Raw genomic sequence first — 18,749 nt, 5'->3', positions numbered from 1 at the left:
CGCCACTCGGTTAGATGAGCGTGGACACCAGAACACCCCGCACACCCACGGGGGACCGTTCGTCGGGATTCGACGACGCTCCCGCGCTGAGCATGGTGAAGGTGCCGAGCGATCCGGCGCAGGTCATCGTCAATCACGCGAGCTTCCGCGTGCAGCTGGGCGCCTCCTCGCGACGTGCGCAATCGCCGCGGGTCGCGCGGCACTTGAGCGCCGCCGAGGACACCGCCCGCATCCCCGCCGCGAGTACGGCTGCGGGCAGAGCCGCCCCGGCCGGCGCCCGCCGTCGCCCGGTGGTCTGGAGCGGCAGGTCCGCCCCCGACGACACCGGCGCCCACCGCCTGCTCCAGGCCGTGCGCGGTGCGGGCGTCCAGCACGCCGAGGAAGCCTCGGCCGCCGACGACGGAGCCACCCAGGTCATCCCGCGCGTCGGACCCGGCACCGGCGGCCACGGTGGGAACGGCTACGACGGCGACCGCTATCACGGCGACGGATACGACGGCTACGACGACCTCGACCAGACCGTCGAGACCCCCGTCGTCGGCGCCCAGCGCACCCCCGGCGACGGCACCCGGCTGCTGCCGCACATGCGATCCGGCGAGGGCGCGCACGACCGGCCCGTCTACGACGACGAGCGCTACGACACCGACACCGACACCGACACCGAGCCCGGGACGGCCGACTCCGAGGCCCGCTCCCGGCGGCACGGCGACGACCCCGCGCGGCACGCCTACTTCCCCGGCCGGCGGATGAACCTCGGGGTCGTGCTGCTCCCGCTGCGCATCTTCCTCGGCTTCATCTCCATCTACGCCGGCATGGGCAAGCTCTGCGACCCCGTCTACTTCGACGGTGGCAAACGCGGCTCCATGGTCAAGTGGCTCAACACCCTGCACCCCTGGGAAGTCGCCGAACCGCTGCGCCAGTTCGCCCTGGAGCACCCCGTCGGCTCCGGGCTGGTCATCGCCTTCGCCCAGGTCCTCGTGGGCGTGCTGTCCGTCTTCGGCTGCTGGCAGCGGGTCGCCGCCGTCGGCGGCGCGCTGCTCTCGGCGGCGCTGCTCGTCACCGTCAGCTGGAAGAGCGTCCCCGCCTACGACGCACCCGACATCATCTACCTCGCCGCCTGGTCGCCGCTGATCATCGCCGGCGCGCCGGTCTACTCCGTCGACGGGCGGCTCGCGGGCCTCGCCTGGCGCCGGCTCGGCCCGCGCGCCGACATCTGGGACCTGCGGTGGTACGTGCTGCGCCGCGGCGCCCTCGTCACCGCCGTCATCGTCGGCCTCACCCTGCTGGCCGGCTCGCTCCTCGGCGGCGCCGTCCGGGACGCCGACCGGGTGGTCGTGCCCGGCCCCGGCGAGCCGCCGCGCAACGAGCTGCCCGGCTCCCCGCTGCCACAGGAACCCGGCGAGCGGCGGGCCGACACCAGCCCGTCCGCCACCGCCTCCTCGCCCACCCAGGGCGCCACCTCGGCCGCGCCCACCGCGGGGGCCGCGACCACGCCGGGCGCCACCCAGGGCGCCACCACCGGGGCGCCCAGCCAGACACAGGGCACGGCGGGCCAGGCGCCGCCGCAGCAGTCCTCCCCGGAGCAGCAGGCGCCGAGCACCACGGCCGGGCCGACCTCCAGCGGCGGCGGCACCGCCACCGGCGGCGGCACGGGCGCGCCGGACGGCAGCGGCGGCAGCGGCAGCGGCGGCGGCGGCAGCGGCGGCGGCAGCGGCGAGAACTCGTCCGGCGGCCAGCCCGGTCTGGTGGGCGGCCTGCTCGGGTAACGGCCCGCGACGTCCCGTACGACGGCTGTACGGCGAACGGGGCCCCGCGCGAGGTGCGCGGGGCCCCGTTCTTCTGTGTCCTTCCAGAGCCGGCCGAGGGGTGTCTCAGCGGCCCAGGGCCGCCAGCTCCTTCGCCGCCTCCGTCAGGTCCTTCGCCGTGTCGATGGCCCGCCAGTACGCGCCGTGCGGGATCGGGAAGCCGGCCAGGCGGCGCTCCCGGGCCAGGTGCGGGAAGGTGGTGCGCTCGTGGTCGCCCCGCGCGGGGAGCATGGCGGCGAACCCGGGGGAGAAGACGTAGACGCCCGCGTTGATCTCGAACGTGGACGGCGGGGACTCGATGAAGTCCGTGATGCGGCCGAAGCCGTCGGTGCGGACGGCGCCCCACGGGATGCGCGGACGGGCCAGCGCCAGCGTCGCCACGGCGTCCCGCTCGGTGTGGAAGTCGGCCATCTCCCGCAGTGAGAAGCGGGTCCAGATGTCGCCGTTGGTGGCGTACCAGGGGCGGTCCGGATGGGGGAGGTGGGCGGCGGCGAACCGCAGGCCGCCACCGCGGCCGAGCGGCTCCTTCTCCACGACGGTGCTCACGGACACCGGGAGGTCGGCCGAGTCCAGCCACTCCTTGAGGACCTCGGCGAGATGGCCGCAGCTGACCACCACATCGGTCACGCCCTCTTCCGCGAGCCAGGCAAGCTGATGACCGATGATCGGCGTCCCCGTCCCGGGGATCTCGACCATCGGCTTGGGCCGGTCGTCGGTATAGGGGCGCAGCCGGGAGCCCTGGCCGCCGGCCAGGATGACCGCCTGGGTGGGGCGGGTCGCGGCGTTCGGATCAGTCATGCCCGAACTGTACGTGCCGCCGGGCGCACACCGGCTCGAGGGATGCCGCGCGTCGGCGGGTACCGGCCGGACGTGGTGTGCGGCCCCCACGGCGGAGCCGCCTGTCGATACGGCTCCGCGCCCCCGGGTCGGCTGCACCTCCCCAGGGGCGGAGAGGGAGTCAGCCGCGCGCCGCCAGGACGCCCGAGGCGAAGGACGTGTCGCAGACCGGGCGGGCGTAGGACTGGGCACGCGTCGGGCCGTACGCGACGACCGCGGCGCGGCCGAGGGCGCGGGCGATGGAAACGCAGTGCCGGGCGAGCGAGGGACGCTCGTCCACGGCCTCCTGGAGGTGGGTGAGGGCGACGCCCGGGTCCTCCCGCTGGAGCTCGGTCAGGAGCTGGTCGCGCAGCACCTCGTGGGCGGCCTTGCGGGCCCCGCGCGTGGAGGCGTGAGCGGCCGAGACGTCCGAGGCGGCGAGCACCGAGCTCTCGGAGTTCCCCGACCAGTTGACGTGAGTCACCGCGAGGGTCCCGGAGAGCACCAGGACGACGGGCAGGACGAGGGCGAGGGAGCGGCCGATCCGGCGGGCGGGGCCCCGGCCGCGTCGCGTCTGAGGGGTGGTGGAGTGCTTCACGCTCGTGAGAGTAGCGCGCGGTAATGATTTGGCGACATTTGGTCACCGGTTCGGGGGACGAGAGGTGCCGATCCACGGGTGACGTGTTGACGCACACTGCTCGAAATGTGCGGGTGTGCCGGGGTATTTGTCGACAACGGGAAGGGCCCCGCAGCGGTCTGCGGGGCCCTCTTCGTCAACATGGGTGAATTGCCCGGGGTTGTGCTGCTCGGTCTGCCGCTCAGTCGGACAGGCGCGCACCGGTCGACGTGGAGAAGACGTGCGTCTCACCGGCCCGCGGGACGACGTGCAGCGTGCTGCCCTTCTCCGGGACCTCACGGCCGCCGACCCGGACGACGAGGTCCTTGGTCTCGCCGCCGACGCTGGCGGTGCCGTAGACGAACGCGTCGGAGCCCAGCTCCTCCACGACGTTGACGGTGACCGCGACACCCAGGTCGGCGTCCGGACCGGCCACGTCGAAGTGCTCGGGGCGGACGCCCACCGTGACGGTCTTGTCGCTGGTGGCGGAGAGCGCGTCGCGCTGCACCGGCACCACCGAGTTGCCGAACTTCACTCCGCCGTCGGTGACCGGGACCTCGACCAGGTTCATGGCCGGGGAGCCGATGAAGCCGGCGACGAAGAGGTTCGCGGGCCTGTCGTACATGTTGCGCGGGGTGTCGACCTGCTGGAGCAGGCCGTCCTTGAGGACCGCCACGCGGTCGCCCATCGTCAGGGCCTCGACCTGGTCGTGGGTGACGTAGACGGTGGTGATGCCGAGGCGGCGCTGCAGGGACGCGATCTGCGTACGGGTCGACACGCGGAGCTTGGCGTCGAGGTTCGACAGCGGCTCGTCCATGAGGAAGACCTGCGGCTCACGCACGATGGCGCGGCCCATGGCGACACGCTGGCGCTGACCGCCGGAAAGCGCCTTCGGCTTGCGGTCCAGGTACTCCGTGAGGTCGAGGATCTTCGCGGCCTCCTCGACCTTCTGCCGGATCTCCGCCTTGTTGACGCCCGCGATCTTGAGCGCGAAGCCCATGTTGTCGGCGACCGTCATGTGCGGGTAGAGCGCGTAGTTCTGGAACACCATGGCGATGTCCCGGTCCTTGGGCGGCAGGTGGGTGACGTCGCGGTCACCGATGCGGATCGCGCCGCCGTTGACGTCCTCCAGGCCGGCCAGCATGCGCAGGGAGGTGGACTTGCCGCAGCCGGACGGGCCGACCAGGACGAGGAACTCGCCGTCCGCGATCTCGATGTCGAGGGCGTCGACGGCGGGCTTGGTGGAACCCGGGTAGATCCGGGTCGCCTTGTCGAACGTGACAGTGGCCATGGTGAATGGGCCCCCTTCTACCGGCAGGAACGTGCCGGACGATCCGTTGTAGGAAGGTGGTGGGTCTAGTCCACCCGTGTGAACTGGGTCGAGACGGTACCTGCCGTTCACCTGGTCTGTCAGTAGCCGGAGGGCTGTGAACTTCGCGGAAACTTTCGATGGAGCAGAGCGCGGCCCTTTTCGGCCTTTGCCTCTCTGCTTCCTGCTCCACCGTCCACGGCCGGCCGCGCACGGCCCTGGCGAGCTGCGCCCGACCGGTGGTCACGCGTCGATTTCGGCTCGTGGGGAGTGCGGAACTTCGTGGCTCGGGGAAAGGGGCGCTGTGTAGAGTGGATCCGCTGTTGTGCCTCCTTAGCTCAGCTGGTCAGAGCGATCGCCTTGTAAGCGATAGGTCGTCGGTTCGAACCCGACAGGAGGCTCGATGAGCCCAGGTCGGAGCACTTCCGACCTGGGCTTTCGCGTAGGTGGCGCTAGCGCGCCCGCTCCCGCAGCCGCCGCGCGATCTCCAGTTGTTCCGCCTCCAGGGGGCGGCCGTCCTCGATCTCCCACAGGGAGTTCTGCAGGACGCGGCCGAGGGTCCAGGCGCGGGCGCGGGCGCGGTCCAGGGCGAGGATGTCGGTCATGGCCTCGAAGCGCCAGTGGATCTCGGCGGGGTCGAAGCGGTTGTCGATCGCCGGGAGGAGGTCGAAGGCGGGGTCGCCGGCGAGCGGCTTGGGGTCGATGGCCAGCCAGTCGGCGCGGTCGGCGGCGAGGACGTTGTCGTAGTGCAGGTCCCAGTGCAGGAGGCGGTCGCCGGGTTCGTCGGCGACTTCCCGGACGGCCGCCGCGCAGTCGGCGATCAGGTGCCGTGCCTCGGGGTCGGGGATCCGCTCCAGGGCCCATGGGGTCTGGTCCAGCATGGCGTGGGCGATGTCGCCGAGGCGGCGCAGTTCCGGCGGGGCGGGCCGTGCGGTGAGGTGGGCGAGCAGTCGGGCGATGTCCTGGACCGCCGCGCGGCTGTCGGGGACGTGGGAGAGCGCGCGGGCCGGGTCGAGGCGTTCCAGGAGCATGGTGCCGGTGTCCGGGTCGTGGTCGAGGAGCCGGACCGCTCCGTCGCCGTTCCAGGCGCGCAGGGCGACGGGTTCGCCTTCGCTCTCCTCGTCGAGGAGCTGGAGTTTGAGGACGGCGGGGGTGCCGTCCGCGCGGAGCACGGGCAGGACGAGGGCGCACCAGCCGTACATCGACGGTCCGTCCAGGCGCAGGTGCCAGTGTTCCAGGAACGCGGCGGCCAGTTCCGGCAGCCGGGCGATGAAGGCGCGGCCTGCCTCGCCGTTGAACTTCGCTTGGGAGGCGGCCAGTTCTTCCGGGACGTGGATCACGGGAATCGAGCGTACGCGCGCGTGTGGAGGGCCTCATTGGGTTTTTCCGACGGGATCCGAAGGAGACACCGGCCGTCCGTGCGGGTTAACGTCCGGGGCCATGAGCAGCGGTGTCGTGAACGGTGGGGTCTCTTTCTGGTACGCGGCGGACGGCTATCCGGTGACGCGGCGGCCGCTCGACGGGGACGCGTCCGCGGACGTGGTGATCGTCGGCGGTGGTTACACGGGGCTGTGGACGGCGTACTACCTGAAGAAGGCGGCTCCGTTCCTGCGGATCGTCGTGCTGGAGCAGAAGTTCTGCGGTTACGGGGCCTCCGGGCGTAACGGCGGGTGGTTGTACAACGGCATCGCGGGGCGGGACCGGTACGCGAAGCTGCGCGGTCAGGAGGCCGCCGTGCGTCTTCAGCGGGCCATGAACGACACGGTGGACGAGGTGATCCGGGTCGCGCGGGCCGAGGACATCGACGCGGATCTGCACAAGGGCGGGGTGCTGGAGGTGGCGCGTACGCCGGCGCAGCTGGCCCGGCTGAGGGCCTTCCACGCGGCGGAGGTCGCGTTCGGTGAGCAGGACCGGGAGCTGTTCGGCGCGCAGGAGACGGCGCGGCGGATCCGGGTCGCGGACGCGGTCGGCTCGTCGTGGACGCCGCACGGGGCGCGGGTGCACCCGGTGAAGCTCGTCAAGGGACTCGCGGCGGCGGTGGAGGCGTTGGGTGTGGTCATCCACGAGTCGACGCCGGTGACGGAGATCCGGCCGAAGCACGCGGTGACGCCGTACGGCACCGTCCGCGCGCCGTATGTGCTGCGTTGCACGGAGGGTTTCACCGCCTCGCTCAAGGGGCAGCGACGGACCTGGCTGCCGATGAACTCGTCGATGGTCGCGACCGAGCCACTGACCGATGAGCAGTGGGCGGCGATCGGCTGGGACGGCCGGGAGACGCTGGGGGACATGGCGCACGCGTACATGTACGCCCAGCGCACCGCCGACGGCCGGATCGCGCTCGGCGGGCGCGGGGTGCCGTACCGCTTCGGGTCGCGGACGGACAACGACGGGCGTACGCAGGCGGGGACCGTTCAGGCGCTGCGCGACATTCTGGTCGCGTTCTTTCCACAGCTCGCCGGGGTGCGGATCGAGCACGCCTGGTCGGGCGTGCTGGGCGTGCCGCGCGACTGGTGTGCCACCGTCACCCTGGACCGGTCGACGGGTCTGGGCTGGGCGGGCGGCTACGTCGGATCCGGTGTCGCCACCGCGAACCTGGCCGGCCGTACCCTGCGGGACCTGGTCCAGCTGGACTCGGGGCAGGGCGGCCGGACCGAGCTGACCGAGCTGCCGTGGGTCGGGCACAAGGTACGCAGGTGGGAGCCGGAGCCGCTGCGCTGGCTGGGGGTGCACGGCATGTACGCCACGTACCGCACGGCGGACCGGCGGGAGACCGTGACGCACCGCGCGGAGTCGTCGCGGCTGGCGCGCTGGGCGGACCGGGTGGCGGGGCGGCACTGAGGGGCCGGGCCGCCCGTCCGCCCGCCCGGCCCGCCCGTCCGCCCGTCCACCCGCCCGTCCGCCCGGCGGGCCGGGTCAGGGTTCCAGGACGACCTTTCCGGTCGTTCCCCTGGTCTCCAGGGCGTGGTGGGCGGTGGCCGCCTCGGCGAGGGGGAAGCGGTGCACGGCGGGGACGAGCCGGCCGGCGGCGGCCTCGGCGAGGGCGCGCAGCTCCAGGGTGCGGACCGGGTCGGGCCCGCCCGCCTTGCGCATCATCACGGGGCCGAGGACCTGCTCGGTGACTCCTTCGACGACGTACGGGGTTCCGTTGTGCAGGCCTTCCCCGGACCAGCCGAAGACGATGTGCTTGCCGCCGGGGCCGAGCAGGTCGACGCAGGCGCGGGCGGTGTCTCCGCCGACGCCGTCGAAGACGATGGTGGCCGTCCGGCCGCCCAGCCAGGCGCGCGCCTTCTCGGGCCAGCCGGGGTCCGTGTAGTCGACGGCGAGGTCGGCGCCGTTCGCCTGTACGCGGGCGGTCTTCCCGGGGCCGCCGGCCAGGCCGACGACGGTGGCTCCGGCGTTCTTGGCGTACTGCACGAGCAGGGTGCCGATGCCGCCGGCTGCGGCGGGGATCACCACCACGTCGGTGGGGCCCGGTTCGGCGAACTGGACGATGCCCATGGTGGTACGGCCGGTCCCGATCATGGCGACGGCCTGGGCGAAGTCCAGGTTCTCCGGTATCTCGTGCAGGCGTTCGGCGTCGGTGACGGCCCGTTCGGCGTAGCCGCCGGGGGCGAAGCCCAGGTGGGCGACGACCCGCTTGCCGAGCCATGCCTCGTCGGTGCCCTCGCCGAGCGCGCCGACGACTCCGGCGACCTCGCGGCCCGGGATGGTGGGCAGGGCGGGCAGCTCGGGCAGCGGGCCCCGCATGCCCTCGCGGACCGCGGTGTCGAGGAGGTGGACGCCGGCGGCGGCGACCTCGATCCGCACCTGGCCCGGGCCGGGCGTGGGGTCGGCGACCTCCTCGTAGGTGAGGTTCTCGGCGGGGCCGAAGGCGTGGAGACGGATGGCGTGCATGGGACTCCCCCGGAGGCTGTGGCGGGCCGGTCGGTTACGGGCACCACGGTGCAGCCTCAAGCATGCTTGAGGTCAAGCGGCGGTGATCCGCGCCGGCCGGTGCGGACACCCTCCAGCGCCAGTGACACCGCCGTGAGCGCGCTGGTGAAGGACACCTCCGACAGCACGCCCGGCGCGGCCACCTGATCCCCCGCCAGGTAGACCCCGTCGCCGCGGTCCACGGCCGGGCGGTCCCGCCAGGTCGTGCCGGGCAGGTCGACGGCGCCGGTACGGCCGTTGGCGACCGCCTCGCGCCGCCAGGTGACCCGCTCGCGCCAGCCGTCGAAGGCCAGGTCGAGCAGTTGCTCGGCGCGTGCGGCGCCGTCCGCGCGGGACTCGCCCGGGCCGATCGGGATCTGCCCCTGGATCAGCTGTTCGCCCGCCGGGGCGAGCGTGCGGTCCTGCGCGGTGAACCGCTCGATCCAGCCGGGCGTGTCCAGGTCGGAGACGGCGAACGCGTCGCCGCGGCGGGTGCGCACCGCCAGGTCGATCAGGGCCGTGCGGCCGCTCGGCCAGGTCAGCGAGTCGTCCCGGAGCAGCCGGCGGGCCGCGTCGAGGGAGGTCGCGACGACGACGGGCGTGTCGGTGGGCAGGCTGTCCACGCGGGACAGGGTCTCGATGCGCACGCCCAGGTTCCAGGCGCGCCCGGCCATCCGGTCGATGACGCCGGCCCAGCCTCCGCGCGGGTAGCGCGCCTCGGGGGGCAGCTTGGTGGCCCGGCGCAGCCGCTCCTGTACGAACGCCGCGGAGAGCGAGCCGGGGTCGTGGTGGAACAGCGCGACGGCGGAGTAGTGCGCGGCCGCGCGGGCGCCTTCCTCGCCGGCCTGCTCGGTCGCCCAGGTCAGGAAGTCGATGTCGACCGGGGCCTGCCGGGCGCTGCGGCGCAGCAGTCGCAGCATGGCGAACGGCGGGGTGCGGCGCAGTACGCCGTCGTGCCGCAGCCGCAGCCGGGCGGCCTCCAGGGGCGGGAGCGGGGCGAGCGGGCCGATGAGGTCGCGCTGCCGGAGCCAGGTCCAGTGCGGGCCGCCGTTGTAGAGCGCGTGCGGGCCCTCGTTCGTCCGGTACGGGCCGTCCGCGGTGCGGGCCCGTCCGCCGAGGGTGTGGTGTGCCTCGTACAGCGTGACTTTGGCGCCCGCTTCGGCGGCGGTGATCGCGGCGGTGAGTCCGGCGAAGCCACCGCCGATGACGGTGATGCGGTGCATGGGTCTCCCTGGGGTCGCTGTTCGGTCTCTCCCCGCTAGGACCGATCGCCCGGCCCCGAATGTGACATCGGGGGCGTCTCCGCCGGCCGGTGTGGTTGTCAGTGGCGCGGTGCAGCATGGGGGCATGGTGCGGAACGCGAGTGACCCGAAACCGGCGCGACGGCCCGAGCTGAGGCTGCCGCCCGTGGAGCCGTACGGCGGCGCGGGCCTGGAACCCGACGGGGACTACGACGGCCTGGAGTTCCGCGGGGCGGACCTCACGGGGCAGGACGGCGGTGGCGCCCGCTTCTTGGACTGCGTTCTCGCGTCCTGCACGGTGACCGAGACCCGGCTCAGACACGCCCGGTTCCTCGACTCGGTGCTCGGTTCGGTCCAGGGCGTCGGCACCGACCTGGCGGAGGCGACCCTGCGGGACGTGGAGGTGACGGAGCCCCGCCTGGGCGGTGCGCAGCTGCACGGGGCGGTGCTGGAACGGGTGGTGATCCGCGGCGGCAAGCTGGACTTCCTCAACCTGCGCACGGCACGCCTCAGAGACGTCGTCTTCGAGAACTGCGTGCTGGTGGAGCCCGACTTCGGGGGTGCGCGGCTGGAGCGTGTGGAGTTCGTGGGCTGTGCGCTGAAGGGCGCCGACTTCACCGCGGCCACCTTGAAGGACGTGGACCTGCGCGGCGCGGAGCCCCTGGAGATCGCCGGGGGACTGGACCGGCTGGCGGGGGCGGTGATCAGCCCGGGGCAGCTGATGGACCTCGCGGCGGTGTTCGCGGCGGCGCTGGGCGTGAAGGTGGTGTGAGGCGGCCCCTGCTCACCCCAGCCGGGGGAACTTCGCCTGCAGTGTCCAGATCGCCGGGTTGTCCGCCAGTGCCTCGTGCAGGTCGCACAGGTCGGCGATCAGGTCGTGCAGGAAGTCGCGGGCCTCGCGGCGCAGTTCGGCGTGGGAGAAGGTGAGGGGCGGCTCCTCGGCCGGCATCCAGTCCGACTCGATGTCCACCCAGCCGAACCGGCGCTCGAAGAGCATGCGGTCGGTGGACTCGGTGAAGTCCAGTTCCGCGCGTTGCGGGCGGGAGGCGCGGGAGCCGGCCGGGTCGCGGTCCAGCTGCTCCGCGATGTCGCACAGCGCCCACGCGAAGTCGAGCACCGGCACCCATCCCCAGGATGTGGACAGCTCCCGGTCGGCCTCGGTGTCGGCGAGGTACACGTCACCGCAGAACAGGTCGTGCCGCAGGGCGTGGACGTCCGCGCGGCGGTAGTCCGTCTGGGGCGGGTCCGGGAAACGGTTGGAGAGGGCGTAGCCGATGTCGAGCACGTAGCCGATGGTGTCACGGCCTCCGGGCTCCGGATTCCGGTGGCGCACGGCTGCGGATTCCGTCGCCCTAGGATCACTGACGTGTCCCGTCGCGTGCCCGCCGTCCCCCTCGCTGTCTGCGCCTCCCTCGCCCTGGCCCTGGCCGCCTGCGGCGGCGGGGTGGAGGGCACGCCCGGGGGCTCCGGGGTGCGGGATCCGTACTTCCCCAAGGCGGGCAACGGCGGCTACGACGTCACGCGCTACGCCCTCACCCTGGCCTACACCCCTGACAGCCGCCGGCTCACCGGCCGGACGGTCGTCACCGCTCGTGCCACGCAACCCCTGTCCGCCCTCAACCTGGACCTGGACGGCATGGAGGTCCGCTCCGTCACCGTGGACGGCACCGCGGCCCGCTGGAACCGCACCGGCCAGGAGCTGACCGTCCGCCCCGCCGACGAACTCGGTGAGGGCACCACCTTCCGCGTCACGGTCCGCTACGAGGGCACCCCGGTCACCGTCACCGATCCCGACGGCTCCGAGGAGGGCTGGCTGCCCACCGCCGGCGGCGCGCTCGCCCTGGGTGAGCCGGTCGGCTCGATGGCGTGGTTCCCCGGCAACCACCACCCCTCCGACAAGGCGGCCTACGACCTCGCGGTCACCGTGCCGAAGGGCCTCGCGGCCGTCTCCAACGGCGAGCCGGCGGGCGAGCGGACGGAGGGCGGCCGGACCACGTACACCTGGCGCACCGCCGAGCCCATGCCGAGCTACGCCGCCGCGCTCGCGATCGGCCGCTACGAGATCCGGCACGGCCGGACGCCGGACGGGCTGCCGGTCCACAGCGCCGTGCACCCCGGCCAGGCGGACGCGAGCCGTCCGGTGCTGGCCCGGCTCCCCGAGGTGCTGGCCTGGGCGCGGGACGCCTTCGGCCCGTACCCGTTCTCCTCCACCGGCGCGATCATCGCCCCCGAGGACGCCGCCGGGTACGCCCTGGAGACCCAGAGCCGGCCGGTCTTCCCCGGCGCCCCCGACCTGCCGCTCCTCGTCCACGAGCTGGCCCACCAGTGGTACGGCAACTCGGTCACGCCGAAGAGCTGGCGGGACATGTGGCTCAACGAGGGCTTCGCGACGTACGCGGAGTGGCTGTGGGAGGAGGAACACGGCGGGGACAGCGCCGAGCGGACCTTCGACGCGCTGTACGCCGACGAGGACGTGTTCGCGTTCCCGCCCGCCAAGCCGCCGACCGCCGAGGCCGTCTCCGGGCGCCCGGTGTACGAGCGGGGCGCGATGGTGCTGCACAGGATCCGGCAGACCGTCGGTGACACCGCCTTCCGCCGCCTGCTGCGCGGCTGGGCCGCCGAGCACCGGCACGGCAACGCGGACACCGGGGACTTCACGGCGTACGTCGAACGGCAGGCGCCCGGACATGACTTCACCGGTGTCTGGAAGGACTGGCTGTACGGTGACGGCCGCCCCGGCCTGCCCTGACGCCGGCCGCGTGCCGAGGGCCGGATCCCGCGCGGGAGTCCGCTCAGGCCTCCCACTCGTCCAGCAGGCGCGCCAGCCGCGGCGGCCGGACCGGCTCCGCCTCCTCGGCCAGTTCCGGACGGGTCCACCAGCGCCAGGTCGGGATGCCGTCCGCGGCGTGCGCGGCGGCGAGCCGCGGGCCGGCCGGGTCGCGGCGCGGGCCGCGGGTGACGTGGACGTGCTCGTGCTGGCGGACGGGGATTCCACTGTGCGTGAAGTCGTGTTCCCAGGTGCACAGCAGCGGGCCCGGCTCCAGGTCCGTCCAGCCGGTCTCCTCGCGCAGCGCGCGCAGCGCGCCCTCGGACGGGGTCTCGCCGGGCTCCAGGCCACCGCCGGGCAGCGCCCAGTGGGCGCCGGCCTCGACGTCGTCGTACCGGAAGAGCAGCACCGCGCCCTCCGGGTCCACCACGGCGACCCGGGCGGCCCGGCGCGGGGCCCGCAGCGACTTGGACAGCACGGCGCAGGGACGGTTCAGGGCGCGGTCGCGGCGGTGGCCGACGATCTCGTAGCCGCAGGAGGTCCAGAAGGCCAGTGCCCTGGGGTTGTTGTCCAGGACGGCGAGCCGCACGGCACCGCGGCCCGCGGCGCGGAAGCGGTCCTCGACGGCCGTGGCGAGGCGACGGCCGTAGCCCTGCCGGTGCACGGCCGGGTCCACCAGCAGCAGCCCGATCCACGGGTCCGGGTCGGCCGGGTCGGGATGGTGCGCCAGCGTGATCACCATGCCGATCAGCCGCCCCCGGCTCCGTGCCAGCAGCACCTCCGTGTGCGGGTGCGCCAGCTCCTGCGCCAGCGCCGCCGCCACCTGCTCCGGCCGGATGGCGTCCGGGTCCGGGAAGTCGCCGCTGAGCGCCTGGAACTCGCGGTTGGCGGCGTAGAGCGCGGTCACCTCGGCGAGCAGCGGGCCGGGGAGGGCGTGGTCGCGGGGGGCCGTGAGGGCTTCGAGGATCATGCGCGGCAACGTAACGCCGTCGGGCCCCCCGGCACGAGACCGGGGAGCCCGAGGATCAGACGGGTGAGCGCGTGGCTCAGACGTTCACGCCGAAGTCCTGCGCGATGCCCGCGAGGCCCGAGGCGTAGCCCTGGCCGACGGCGCGGAACTTCCACTCGGCGCCGTTGCGGTACAGCTCGCCGAAGACCATGGCGGTCTCGGTGGCAGCGTCCTCCGACAGGTCGTAGCGGGCGATCTCGGTGCCGCCGGCCTGGTTGACGATGCGGATGTAGGCGTTGCGGACCTGGCCGAAGTTCTGCGAGCGGGACTCCGCGTCGTAGATGGAGACCGGGAAGACGATCTTGTCGATGTCGGCCGGGAGGCCGGCCAGGTTGACGTTGATCTGCTCGTCGTCGCCGGAGCCCTCGCCGGTGAGGTTGTCACCGGTGTGGACGATGGTCTGGTCCGGGCTCTGCTTGTTGTTGAAGAAGACGAAGTGCTGGTCCGAGTAGACCTTGCCCTGCGTGTTGACCGCGATCGCGGAGGCGTCGAGGTCGAAGTCGGTGCCGGTGGTGGTCCGGACGTCCCAGCCGAGGCCCACGGTGACGGCGGTCAGGCCCGGAGCCTCCTTGGTGAGCGAGACGTTGCCACCCTTGGACAGGCTTACAGCCATTGTTGGGAGTCCCTTCCCTCGTTGCGTACGGCAAAAGCTACAGCTACCCCCTCAACGTCGACGGGGGTACGCGAGGTTCCAGCTCCTTTACTTTCTTTACCCGGACGGCCGGATGTCCCGCGATATTCGGGTGACGTGGACCGGACACGGACGGGAACATGGACGGCATGTCCGGTCCCTACGTCATCCGCGGCTCCGTCTCCCTCCCGGAGGCCGAGCTGATGTGGCGTTTCTCGCGGTCGTCCGGGCCCGGCGGGCAGCACGTCAACACCAGCGACTCCCAGGTCGAGCTGCGGTTCGACCTCGCGCGCACCGAGGCACTGCCCGAGGTGTGGAAGCGGCGGGCGCTCGACCGGCTGGCCGGGCGGCTGGTCGACGGGGTCGTCAGCGTGCGCGCGTCCGAGCACCGGTCCCAGTGGCGCAACCGCGAGACCGCCGCCGTACGCCTCGCCGCGCTGCTCGCCGAGGCGAGCGCGCCGCCGCCGAAGCCGCGCAGGCCGACCCGGATCCCGCGCGGGATCAACGAACGCCGGCTGCGGGAGAAGAAGCAGCGCTCCGAGACCAAGCGCGGACGCTCCCCGCGGGACTGGGCGTAGGCCAAAGGCCCGGTCGTCGCCGTGTCACATCTCCTCCCCGCGGTCCGTCATCCGGAAGACGCCGACCCCACCGGGTGATCCGACCGCGACGAGAGGCCACGCCCCATGAGCCGCACCGACTTCCTCGCCGAGCGTTTCGAAGCGCGCCGCCCCCAGCTGCGGGCCGTCGCGTACCGCATGCTCGGCTCGTTCGCCGAGGCGGACGACGCCGTGCAGGAGGCGTGGTTGCGGCTGAGCCGGGCGGAGGTCCGGGGGATCGGCAATCTGGGCGGCTGGCTGACCACCGTGGTGGGCCGGGTCTGCCTGGACATGCTGCGCTCCCGCGCCTCCCGCAGGGAGGACCCCCTGGAGCCGGACCGGCAGTCCGTGCCCGTCGCCGGGCCCGAGCAGGACGCCCTGCTCGCGGACTCCGTGGGCGTCGCCCTGCTCGTCGTCCTGCAGACCCTCTCCCCCGCCGAACGGCTGGCGTTCGTGCTGCACGACCTGTTCGCGGTGCCGTTCGAGGAGGTCGCGACGGTCCTGGACCGTACGCCGGCGGCGGCCCGGCAGCTCGCCAGCCGGGCCCGGCGCCGGGTGCGGGGGGCGGAGGTGCCGGACGTGGATCTGCGGCGGCAGCGGGCGGTCGTGGACGCGTTCCTGGCCGCCGCGCGGGACGGTGACTTCGAGGGGCTGCTGAAGGTGCTCGACCCGGACGTGGTGGCCCGCGCGGAGAACTGGGTCAACGAGGGGGCCGAGGCGGTGGCCCGGGGGGCCGCGAGCTTCGCCCACGCCGCCCGCCGCGCCCGGACCGCGCTGGTCGGCGGGCTCCCCGGGGTGGTCGTCCTGGACGTCGAGGGGCGGCCGGAGCGGGCGCTGGCCTTCACGGTCGTACGGGACCGGATCGCCGTCATCGAGTTCTTCACCGAGCCCGGACGGCCGGCCGCGGCCGGCCTCGTCCTCGACCCCTGACACCCCCGGGGTCAGGTCAGGTCGAGCACCCCGACCGTCTGGTCCCCGCTCGTCTCCCCGGTCGTGCGGAACCCGAGGCCCAGGTAGAACCCCTCGGGCCCGTCGGGGCCGGCGTGCCAGGTGACGTACAGCTCGGTGCCGCCGCGGCGGCGGATCTCGGCGGCCACGGCCCCGACGGCGAACCGGCCGTAGCCCTTGCCCTGCTGCCCGGCGGCGATGTTCAGCCGCCACAGGCCGGAGCGGTGGACGGTGCCGTCGCCGTGCCAGTCGATGTCGAGGAACGCCATCAGGAAGCCGACCGGGCGGCCCTCGTCGGTGATCAGGCGGGGCCAGGCGACCCCGTCCGGGTGGACGTACGCCTCGGCGAGGGACTGCGTCACGGGGGAGACGGCGTGTTCCTGGTCGGGGCGGACCCGGATACCGGTGGCGGCGTCGAAAGTGCCCGGCGTGATCTTTTCGAGGGTGATCATCCCGGCACCGTAGGAGAGGCGGTCACCGTGCGGACACCGGTTTTCGGCGGCGGGGGTTTCGGGGTCCGCCACCGCGTTCCGGAAGTCCGGGACCGCTGCCGGCGGCGGCCGTGGCAGCGGTGTTCAGCCCAGCTGCCGGTACCGGCCCCGGAAGTACGCCAGCGGCCCCCCGTCCGCGCTCGGTACCTTCGCCGTGAGGACCCGGCCGATCACCAGGGTGTGGTCGCCGGCCGTGACGCGCTGTTCGGTGTGGCACTCCAGGGTGGCCAGGGCGCCGCCGACCAGGGGCGCGCCGGAGGCCTCGCCGCGCTGGTAGGGGATGTCGGCGAAGAGGAGGCGGTCGCTGAGGCGGCCCTTCATGGCGAACCGGCCCGCGATGTGCCGCTGGCTCTCGGCGAGCACGGAGACGGCCCACCGGGGCTGCTCGGCGAGCAGGTCGTCCATGCGGGAGCCCTCGCGCAGGCTGACGAGGACCAGCGGCGGGTCGAGGGAGACGGACATGAAGGCGGTCGCGGTCATGCCGACGTCCTCGCCGCCGGGCGCCGCGGGGTCGTCGGGGTCCAGCGGCGGCTCCACCGCGGTCACCAGGACCACACCGGCGGCCAGCCGGGACATGGCGGCCCGGAACTCGTCGTTGCTCACCCCCTCAGCATGCCCGCCGGGGGAGGGCTGAACGGGCACCGCCGGGGCGGACGGGGCGGACGGGGTCGAGGGGGGAGTCTTCAGCACGTCAGAAACGCTAGTCTCCGGTGCGAACGCGCCGCATCGGACCTCGGCCCGAGGCGGGTCCTAGGGCCGGAGGCGGACATCATGCAGGGCGGACTTGTGCGTAACGCGGTCATTCGCGCAAACCGTGCGTTCGGTGAACGGACGGGGAGAACGCAGAAAGCCCACTCAATTATTCACGTTCTACTGTGACTTGAGTCACAAGGGGCGTTAATTGTTGACCCTGTGTACCGAGTGGGCAGCGCGCTGTGATTCAGTGGCGGGGGATAACAAGGGCGACCACCCTGTAATGGCGCCGGAGGCGACCTGCGCCGAAGAAAACCCTCATGATTCGCTGCGAGGTTTCGGGGGGAGGGCGAGCATGGAGACCGAGTCGGAACCGTATGTCCGTCTTGCGTCCCTGCGACAGCTGCACCAGGTCATGGCGGACATGAACACCGCACGCAGCCTGGCCGACACACTGCAGACCGTCGCGGACGGCGTCGTCACCGCCCTCGGGTACGAGCTGGCGTGCGTGAACCTCGTCCGGCCCGACGGCGACCTGGTCGTGGCCGCTTTCTCCGGGAACCCCGCCGCCGAGGCGCTGATCACCGGCCGGGTCGGCTCGCGCGCCTCCTGGGAACGCCGCCTGAGCATGGGCGAACAGTGGGGTGACCTGGTCTTCATACCCCACACCGAGGGCTGGATACTGGACGACGACGACGTCCCGCAGTGGTACACCGAGGGCCCCGCCCCCCGCTTCGAGGACGAGTGGCACCCCTCCGACCGCCTCTTCGCGCCGATGTACGCGCCAGGCGCCCACGGCGGCCCCGCCTCCGGCGAACTGATCGGCGTGCTCTCCGTGGACCGCCCCCGCAACGGGCGCAGGCCCGGCGCCTGGGGCCGCGAGGCCCTCCAGATGTACGCCTTCCAGGCCGCCATCGCGATCAGCAACGCCCGCCTGCGGGCCAACATGCAGCGCGCCCTGGTCCGCCTGGAGCGCGAGCAGCAGGCGCTGCGGGCCAGCGAGGAGAGCTTCCGGCAGGCCTTCGAGTACGCCCCCTCCGGCATGGCCATCGCCGAGATGGGCGGCGACCAGCACGGCCGGATCCTCCGGACCAACGACGCCCTGTGCCGGCTGCTCGGCCGCCCCGCCTCCGCGATGCGCCGCTACTCCTTCTCCGACCTCGTCCACCCCGAGGACATAGGCACCCTCCTGCGGACCTCCGCCGAGGGCGGGCGGGCCGAGCTGCGGCTCGGCCGTCGCGACGGGACCTACGTCTGGGTCTCGCTGCGCAACTCCGTCGTCGCCGACGCCGCCGACGGCCCCCGTTTCCTCCTCACCCACGTCGAGGACATCGAGGAGCGCAAGCGCCGTGAGCTCCAGCTCGCCCACCGCGCCTCCCACGACTCCCTGACCGGACTGCCGAACTCCGCCGAGCTGCGCTCCCGGCTCTCCGCCCGGCTCTGCCAGCGCCCCCAGTCCGGCCCCGCCGACTCCCACGACGCCGCCTACGGCCACCCCGGCTACGACGGCTACGACCAGTCCGGCCACGCCTTCGACTTCCCGCCCGGCGACGGCTACGAGGTCGACGTCTACGACCACCACGTGCACACCGTCGCCCCCGAGGGCGACCGCGACGACGGCACCAAGGGCCTCGCGGTGCTCTTCTGCGACCTCGACGGCTTCAAGTCGATCAACGACCGGTTCGGGCACAACGCGGGCGACGCGGTGCTCATCGAGGTCGCCCGCCGGCTCAGCAACGGCGTCCGCGACGGCGACACCGTGGCCCGGCTCGGTGGCGACGAGTTCGTCATCCTCGCCGACGGCCTCGGCCGGGCCGACGCCGAGGACCTCGCCGTGCGGCTGCGCAACGAGATCATCCAGCCCATCCGGGCCGAGGGCCGGGCCGTCCGGGTGGGCGCCAGCTTCGGCATCGGC

At 73.2% G+C, this 18,749-nt stretch carries 18 protein-coding genes and 1 tRNA gene; 8 read left to right on the top strand and 11 right to left on the bottom strand.

From position 1 onward, the window contains the following. Positions 1 to 14: 14 nt before the first annotated feature. The gene (locus VE614_RS18840; protein WP_324938015.1) at positions 15 to 1,766 is read left to right on the top strand and encodes a DoxX family protein; all 1,752 of its coding nucleotides are present in this window, start codon (positions 15 to 17) and stop codon (positions 1,764 to 1,766) included. 105 nt (positions 1,767 to 1,871) lie between these two features. Here the strand turns inward: VE614_RS18840 and VE614_RS18835 are convergent, their stop codons facing one another. The 3 genes from VE614_RS18835 to VE614_RS18825 form a co-directional block, all read right to left on the bottom strand. After that, positions 1,872 to 2,603 carry a nucleotidyltransferase family protein gene (locus tag VE614_RS18835; protein WP_324938013.1) on the bottom strand — a complete coding sequence of 244 codons (732 nt, stop codon included), beginning with the start codon at positions 2,601 to 2,603 and terminating at the stop codon, positions 1,872 to 1,874. A 160-nt stretch (positions 2,604 to 2,763) separates the two neighbouring features. Next, the gene (locus VE614_RS18830; protein ID WP_324938011.1) at positions 2,764 to 3,219 is read right to left on the bottom strand and encodes a hypothetical protein; all 456 of its coding nucleotides are present in this window, start codon (positions 3,217 to 3,219) and stop codon (positions 2,764 to 2,766) included. A 220-nt stretch (positions 3,220 to 3,439) separates the two neighbouring features. Continuing rightward, positions 3,440 to 4,528, bottom strand: a complete 1,089-nt coding sequence (locus VE614_RS18825) for a sn-glycerol-3-phosphate ABC transporter ATP-binding protein UgpC (protein WP_324938009.1) — start codon at positions 4,526 to 4,528, stop codon at positions 3,440 to 3,442. A 345-nt stretch (positions 4,529 to 4,873) separates the two neighbouring features. Between VE614_RS18825 and VE614_RS18820 the strand changes: the two genes are divergently transcribed. Next, a tRNA-Thr gene (locus VE614_RS18820) sits at positions 4,874 to 4,947 on the top strand. 51 nt (positions 4,948 to 4,998) lie between these two features. Here the strand turns inward: VE614_RS18820 and VE614_RS18815 are convergent. After that, the gene (locus tag VE614_RS18815; RefSeq protein WP_414719606.1) at positions 4,999 to 5,892 is read right to left on the bottom strand and encodes an aminoglycoside phosphotransferase family protein; all 894 of its coding nucleotides are present in this window, start codon (positions 5,890 to 5,892) and stop codon (positions 4,999 to 5,001) included. Between the two features lie 94 nt (positions 5,893 to 5,986). On the opposite strand from VE614_RS18815, the gene VE614_RS18810 reads away from it, so the two are divergent. Then, on the top strand, positions 5,987 to 7,384 hold the full coding sequence (locus VE614_RS18810) for an FAD-binding oxidoreductase (protein WP_324938005.1): 1,398 nt from the start codon (positions 5,987 to 5,989) through the stop codon (positions 7,382 to 7,384). 75 nt (positions 7,385 to 7,459) lie between these two features. Here VE614_RS18810 and VE614_RS18805 read toward each other — a convergent pair whose 3' ends face one another. Continuing rightward, entirely contained in the window at positions 7,460 to 8,440 is a 981-nt protein-coding gene (locus tag VE614_RS18805; protein ID WP_324938003.1) for a zinc-binding dehydrogenase, read from the bottom strand. A gap of 56 nt (positions 8,441 to 8,496) precedes the next feature. After that, the gene (locus tag VE614_RS18800; protein ID WP_324938001.1) at positions 8,497 to 9,681 is read right to left on the bottom strand and encodes an NAD(P)-binding protein; all 1,185 of its coding nucleotides are present in this window, start codon (positions 9,679 to 9,681) and stop codon (positions 8,497 to 8,499) included. A 124-nt stretch (positions 9,682 to 9,805) separates the two neighbouring features. On the opposite strand from VE614_RS18800, the gene VE614_RS18795 reads away from it, so the two are divergent. After that, entirely contained in the window at positions 9,806 to 10,471 is a 666-nt protein-coding gene (locus VE614_RS18795; RefSeq protein ID WP_324937999.1) for a pentapeptide repeat-containing protein, read from the top strand. Positions 10,472 to 10,483: 12 nt separating this feature from the next. Here the strand turns inward: VE614_RS18795 and VE614_RS18790 are convergent, their stop codons facing one another. After that, positions 10,484 to 10,984 carry a hypothetical protein gene (locus tag VE614_RS18790; RefSeq protein ID WP_324938270.1) on the bottom strand — a complete coding sequence of 167 codons (501 nt, stop codon included), beginning with the start codon at positions 10,982 to 10,984 and terminating at the stop codon, positions 10,484 to 10,486. Between the two features lie 81 nt (positions 10,985 to 11,065). On the opposite strand from VE614_RS18790, the gene VE614_RS18785 reads away from it, so the two are divergent. Beyond that, positions 11,066 to 12,448, top strand: a complete 1,383-nt coding sequence (locus VE614_RS18785) for a M1 family metallopeptidase (RefSeq protein ID WP_414719604.1) — start codon at positions 11,066 to 11,068, stop codon at positions 12,446 to 12,448. Between the two features lie 43 nt (positions 12,449 to 12,491). Here VE614_RS18785 and VE614_RS18780 read toward each other — a convergent pair whose 3' ends face one another. Both VE614_RS18780 and VE614_RS18775 read right to left on the bottom strand, forming a co-directional pair. After that, a complete protein-coding gene (locus tag VE614_RS18780; protein ID WP_324937997.1) occupies positions 12,492 to 13,436 on the bottom strand; it encodes a bifunctional GNAT family N-acetyltransferase/NUDIX hydrolase in 945 nt (314 codons plus the stop codon). Between the two features lie 76 nt (positions 13,437 to 13,512). Continuing rightward, entirely contained in the window at positions 13,513 to 14,088 is a 576-nt protein-coding gene (locus tag VE614_RS18775) for a TerD family protein (RefSeq protein WP_086169621.1), read from the bottom strand. 158 nt (positions 14,089 to 14,246) lie between these two features. Here VE614_RS18775 and arfB point away from each other — a divergent pair, with 158 nt between their 5' ends. Together arfB and VE614_RS18765 are read left to right on the top strand one after the other, a co-directional pair. Further along, complete coding sequence (arfB, locus tag VE614_RS18770) at positions 14,247 to 14,684, top strand: alternative ribosome rescue aminoacyl-tRNA hydrolase ArfB (RefSeq protein WP_324937994.1); 438 nt, start codon at positions 14,247 to 14,249, stop codon at positions 14,682 to 14,684. Between the two features lie 105 nt (positions 14,685 to 14,789). Continuing rightward, positions 14,790 to 15,632: a sigma-70 family RNA polymerase sigma factor gene (locus tag VE614_RS18765; RefSeq protein WP_324937992.1), complete on the top strand. Its 843-nt coding sequence runs from the start codon at positions 14,790 to 14,792 to the stop codon at positions 15,630 to 15,632. Between the two features lie 11 nt (positions 15,633 to 15,643). On the opposite strand, the gene VE614_RS18760 is transcribed toward VE614_RS18765, so the two are convergent. Further along, positions 15,644 to 16,102, bottom strand: coding sequence for a GNAT family N-acetyltransferase (locus VE614_RS18760; RefSeq protein ID WP_324937990.1), 459 nt, complete (start codon positions 16,100 to 16,102; stop codon positions 15,644 to 15,646). A gap of 123 nt (positions 16,103 to 16,225) precedes the next feature. After that, positions 16,226 to 16,831, bottom strand: coding sequence for a flavin reductase family protein (locus VE614_RS18755; RefSeq protein WP_414719603.1), 606 nt, complete (start codon positions 16,829 to 16,831; stop codon positions 16,226 to 16,228). A gap of 358 nt (positions 16,832 to 17,189) precedes the next feature. Between VE614_RS18755 and cdgB the strand changes: the two genes are divergently transcribed. Beyond that, positions 17,190 to 18,749, top strand: a 1,560-nt coding sequence (gene cdgB, locus VE614_RS18750) for a diguanylate cyclase CdgB (protein ID WP_324937988.1), incomplete at its 3' end; no start/stop codon positions are given.

This window comes from Streptomyces sp., from assembly GCF_035645055.1.
In the GTDB taxonomy this organism is placed as follows: Bacteria; Actinomycetota; Actinomycetes; order Streptomycetales; family Streptomycetaceae; genus Streptomyces.
This window is presented reverse-complemented; position numbering and strand designations above follow the sequence as displayed.

Coding starts and splice junctions, on each gene's coding strand:
- VE614_RS18840 (WP_324938015.1), top strand. CDS start 15: ATGAGCGTGGACACCAGAACACCCCGCACACCCACGGGGGACCGTTCG.
- VE614_RS18835 (WP_324938013.1), bottom strand. CDS start 2,603: ATGACTGATCCGAACGCCGCGACCCGCCCCACCCAGGCGGTCATCCTG.
- VE614_RS18825 (WP_324938009.1), bottom strand. CDS start 4,528: ATGGCCACTGTCACGTTCGACAAGGCGACCCGGATCTACCCGGGTTCC.
- VE614_RS18810 (WP_324938005.1), top strand. CDS start 5,987: ATGAGCAGCGGTGTCGTGAACGGTGGGGTCTCTTTCTGGTACGCGGCG.
- VE614_RS18805 (WP_324938003.1), bottom strand. CDS start 8,440: ATGCACGCCATCCGTCTCCACGCCTTCGGCCCCGCCGAGAACCTCACC.
- VE614_RS18800 (WP_324938001.1), bottom strand. CDS start 9,681: ATGCACCGCATCACCGTCATCGGCGGTGGCTTCGCCGGACTCACCGCC.
- VE614_RS18795 (WP_324937999.1), top strand. CDS start 9,806: ATGGTGCGGAACGCGAGTGACCCGAAACCGGCGCGACGGCCCGAGCTG.
- VE614_RS18780 (WP_324937997.1), bottom strand. CDS start 13,436: ATGATCCTCGAAGCCCTCACGGCCCCCCGCGACCACGCCCTCCCCGGC.
- VE614_RS18775 (WP_086169621.1), bottom strand. CDS start 14,088: ATGGCTGTAAGCCTGTCCAAGGGTGGCAACGTCTCGCTCACCAAGGAG.
- arfB (WP_324937994.1), top strand. CDS start 14,247: ATGGACGGCATGTCCGGTCCCTACGTCATCCGCGGCTCCGTCTCCCTC.
- VE614_RS18765 (WP_324937992.1), top strand. CDS start 14,790: ATGAGCCGCACCGACTTCCTCGCCGAGCGTTTCGAAGCGCGCCGCCCC.
- VE614_RS18760 (WP_324937990.1), bottom strand. CDS start 16,102: ATGATCACCCTCGAAAAGATCACGCCGGGCACTTTCGACGCCGCCACC.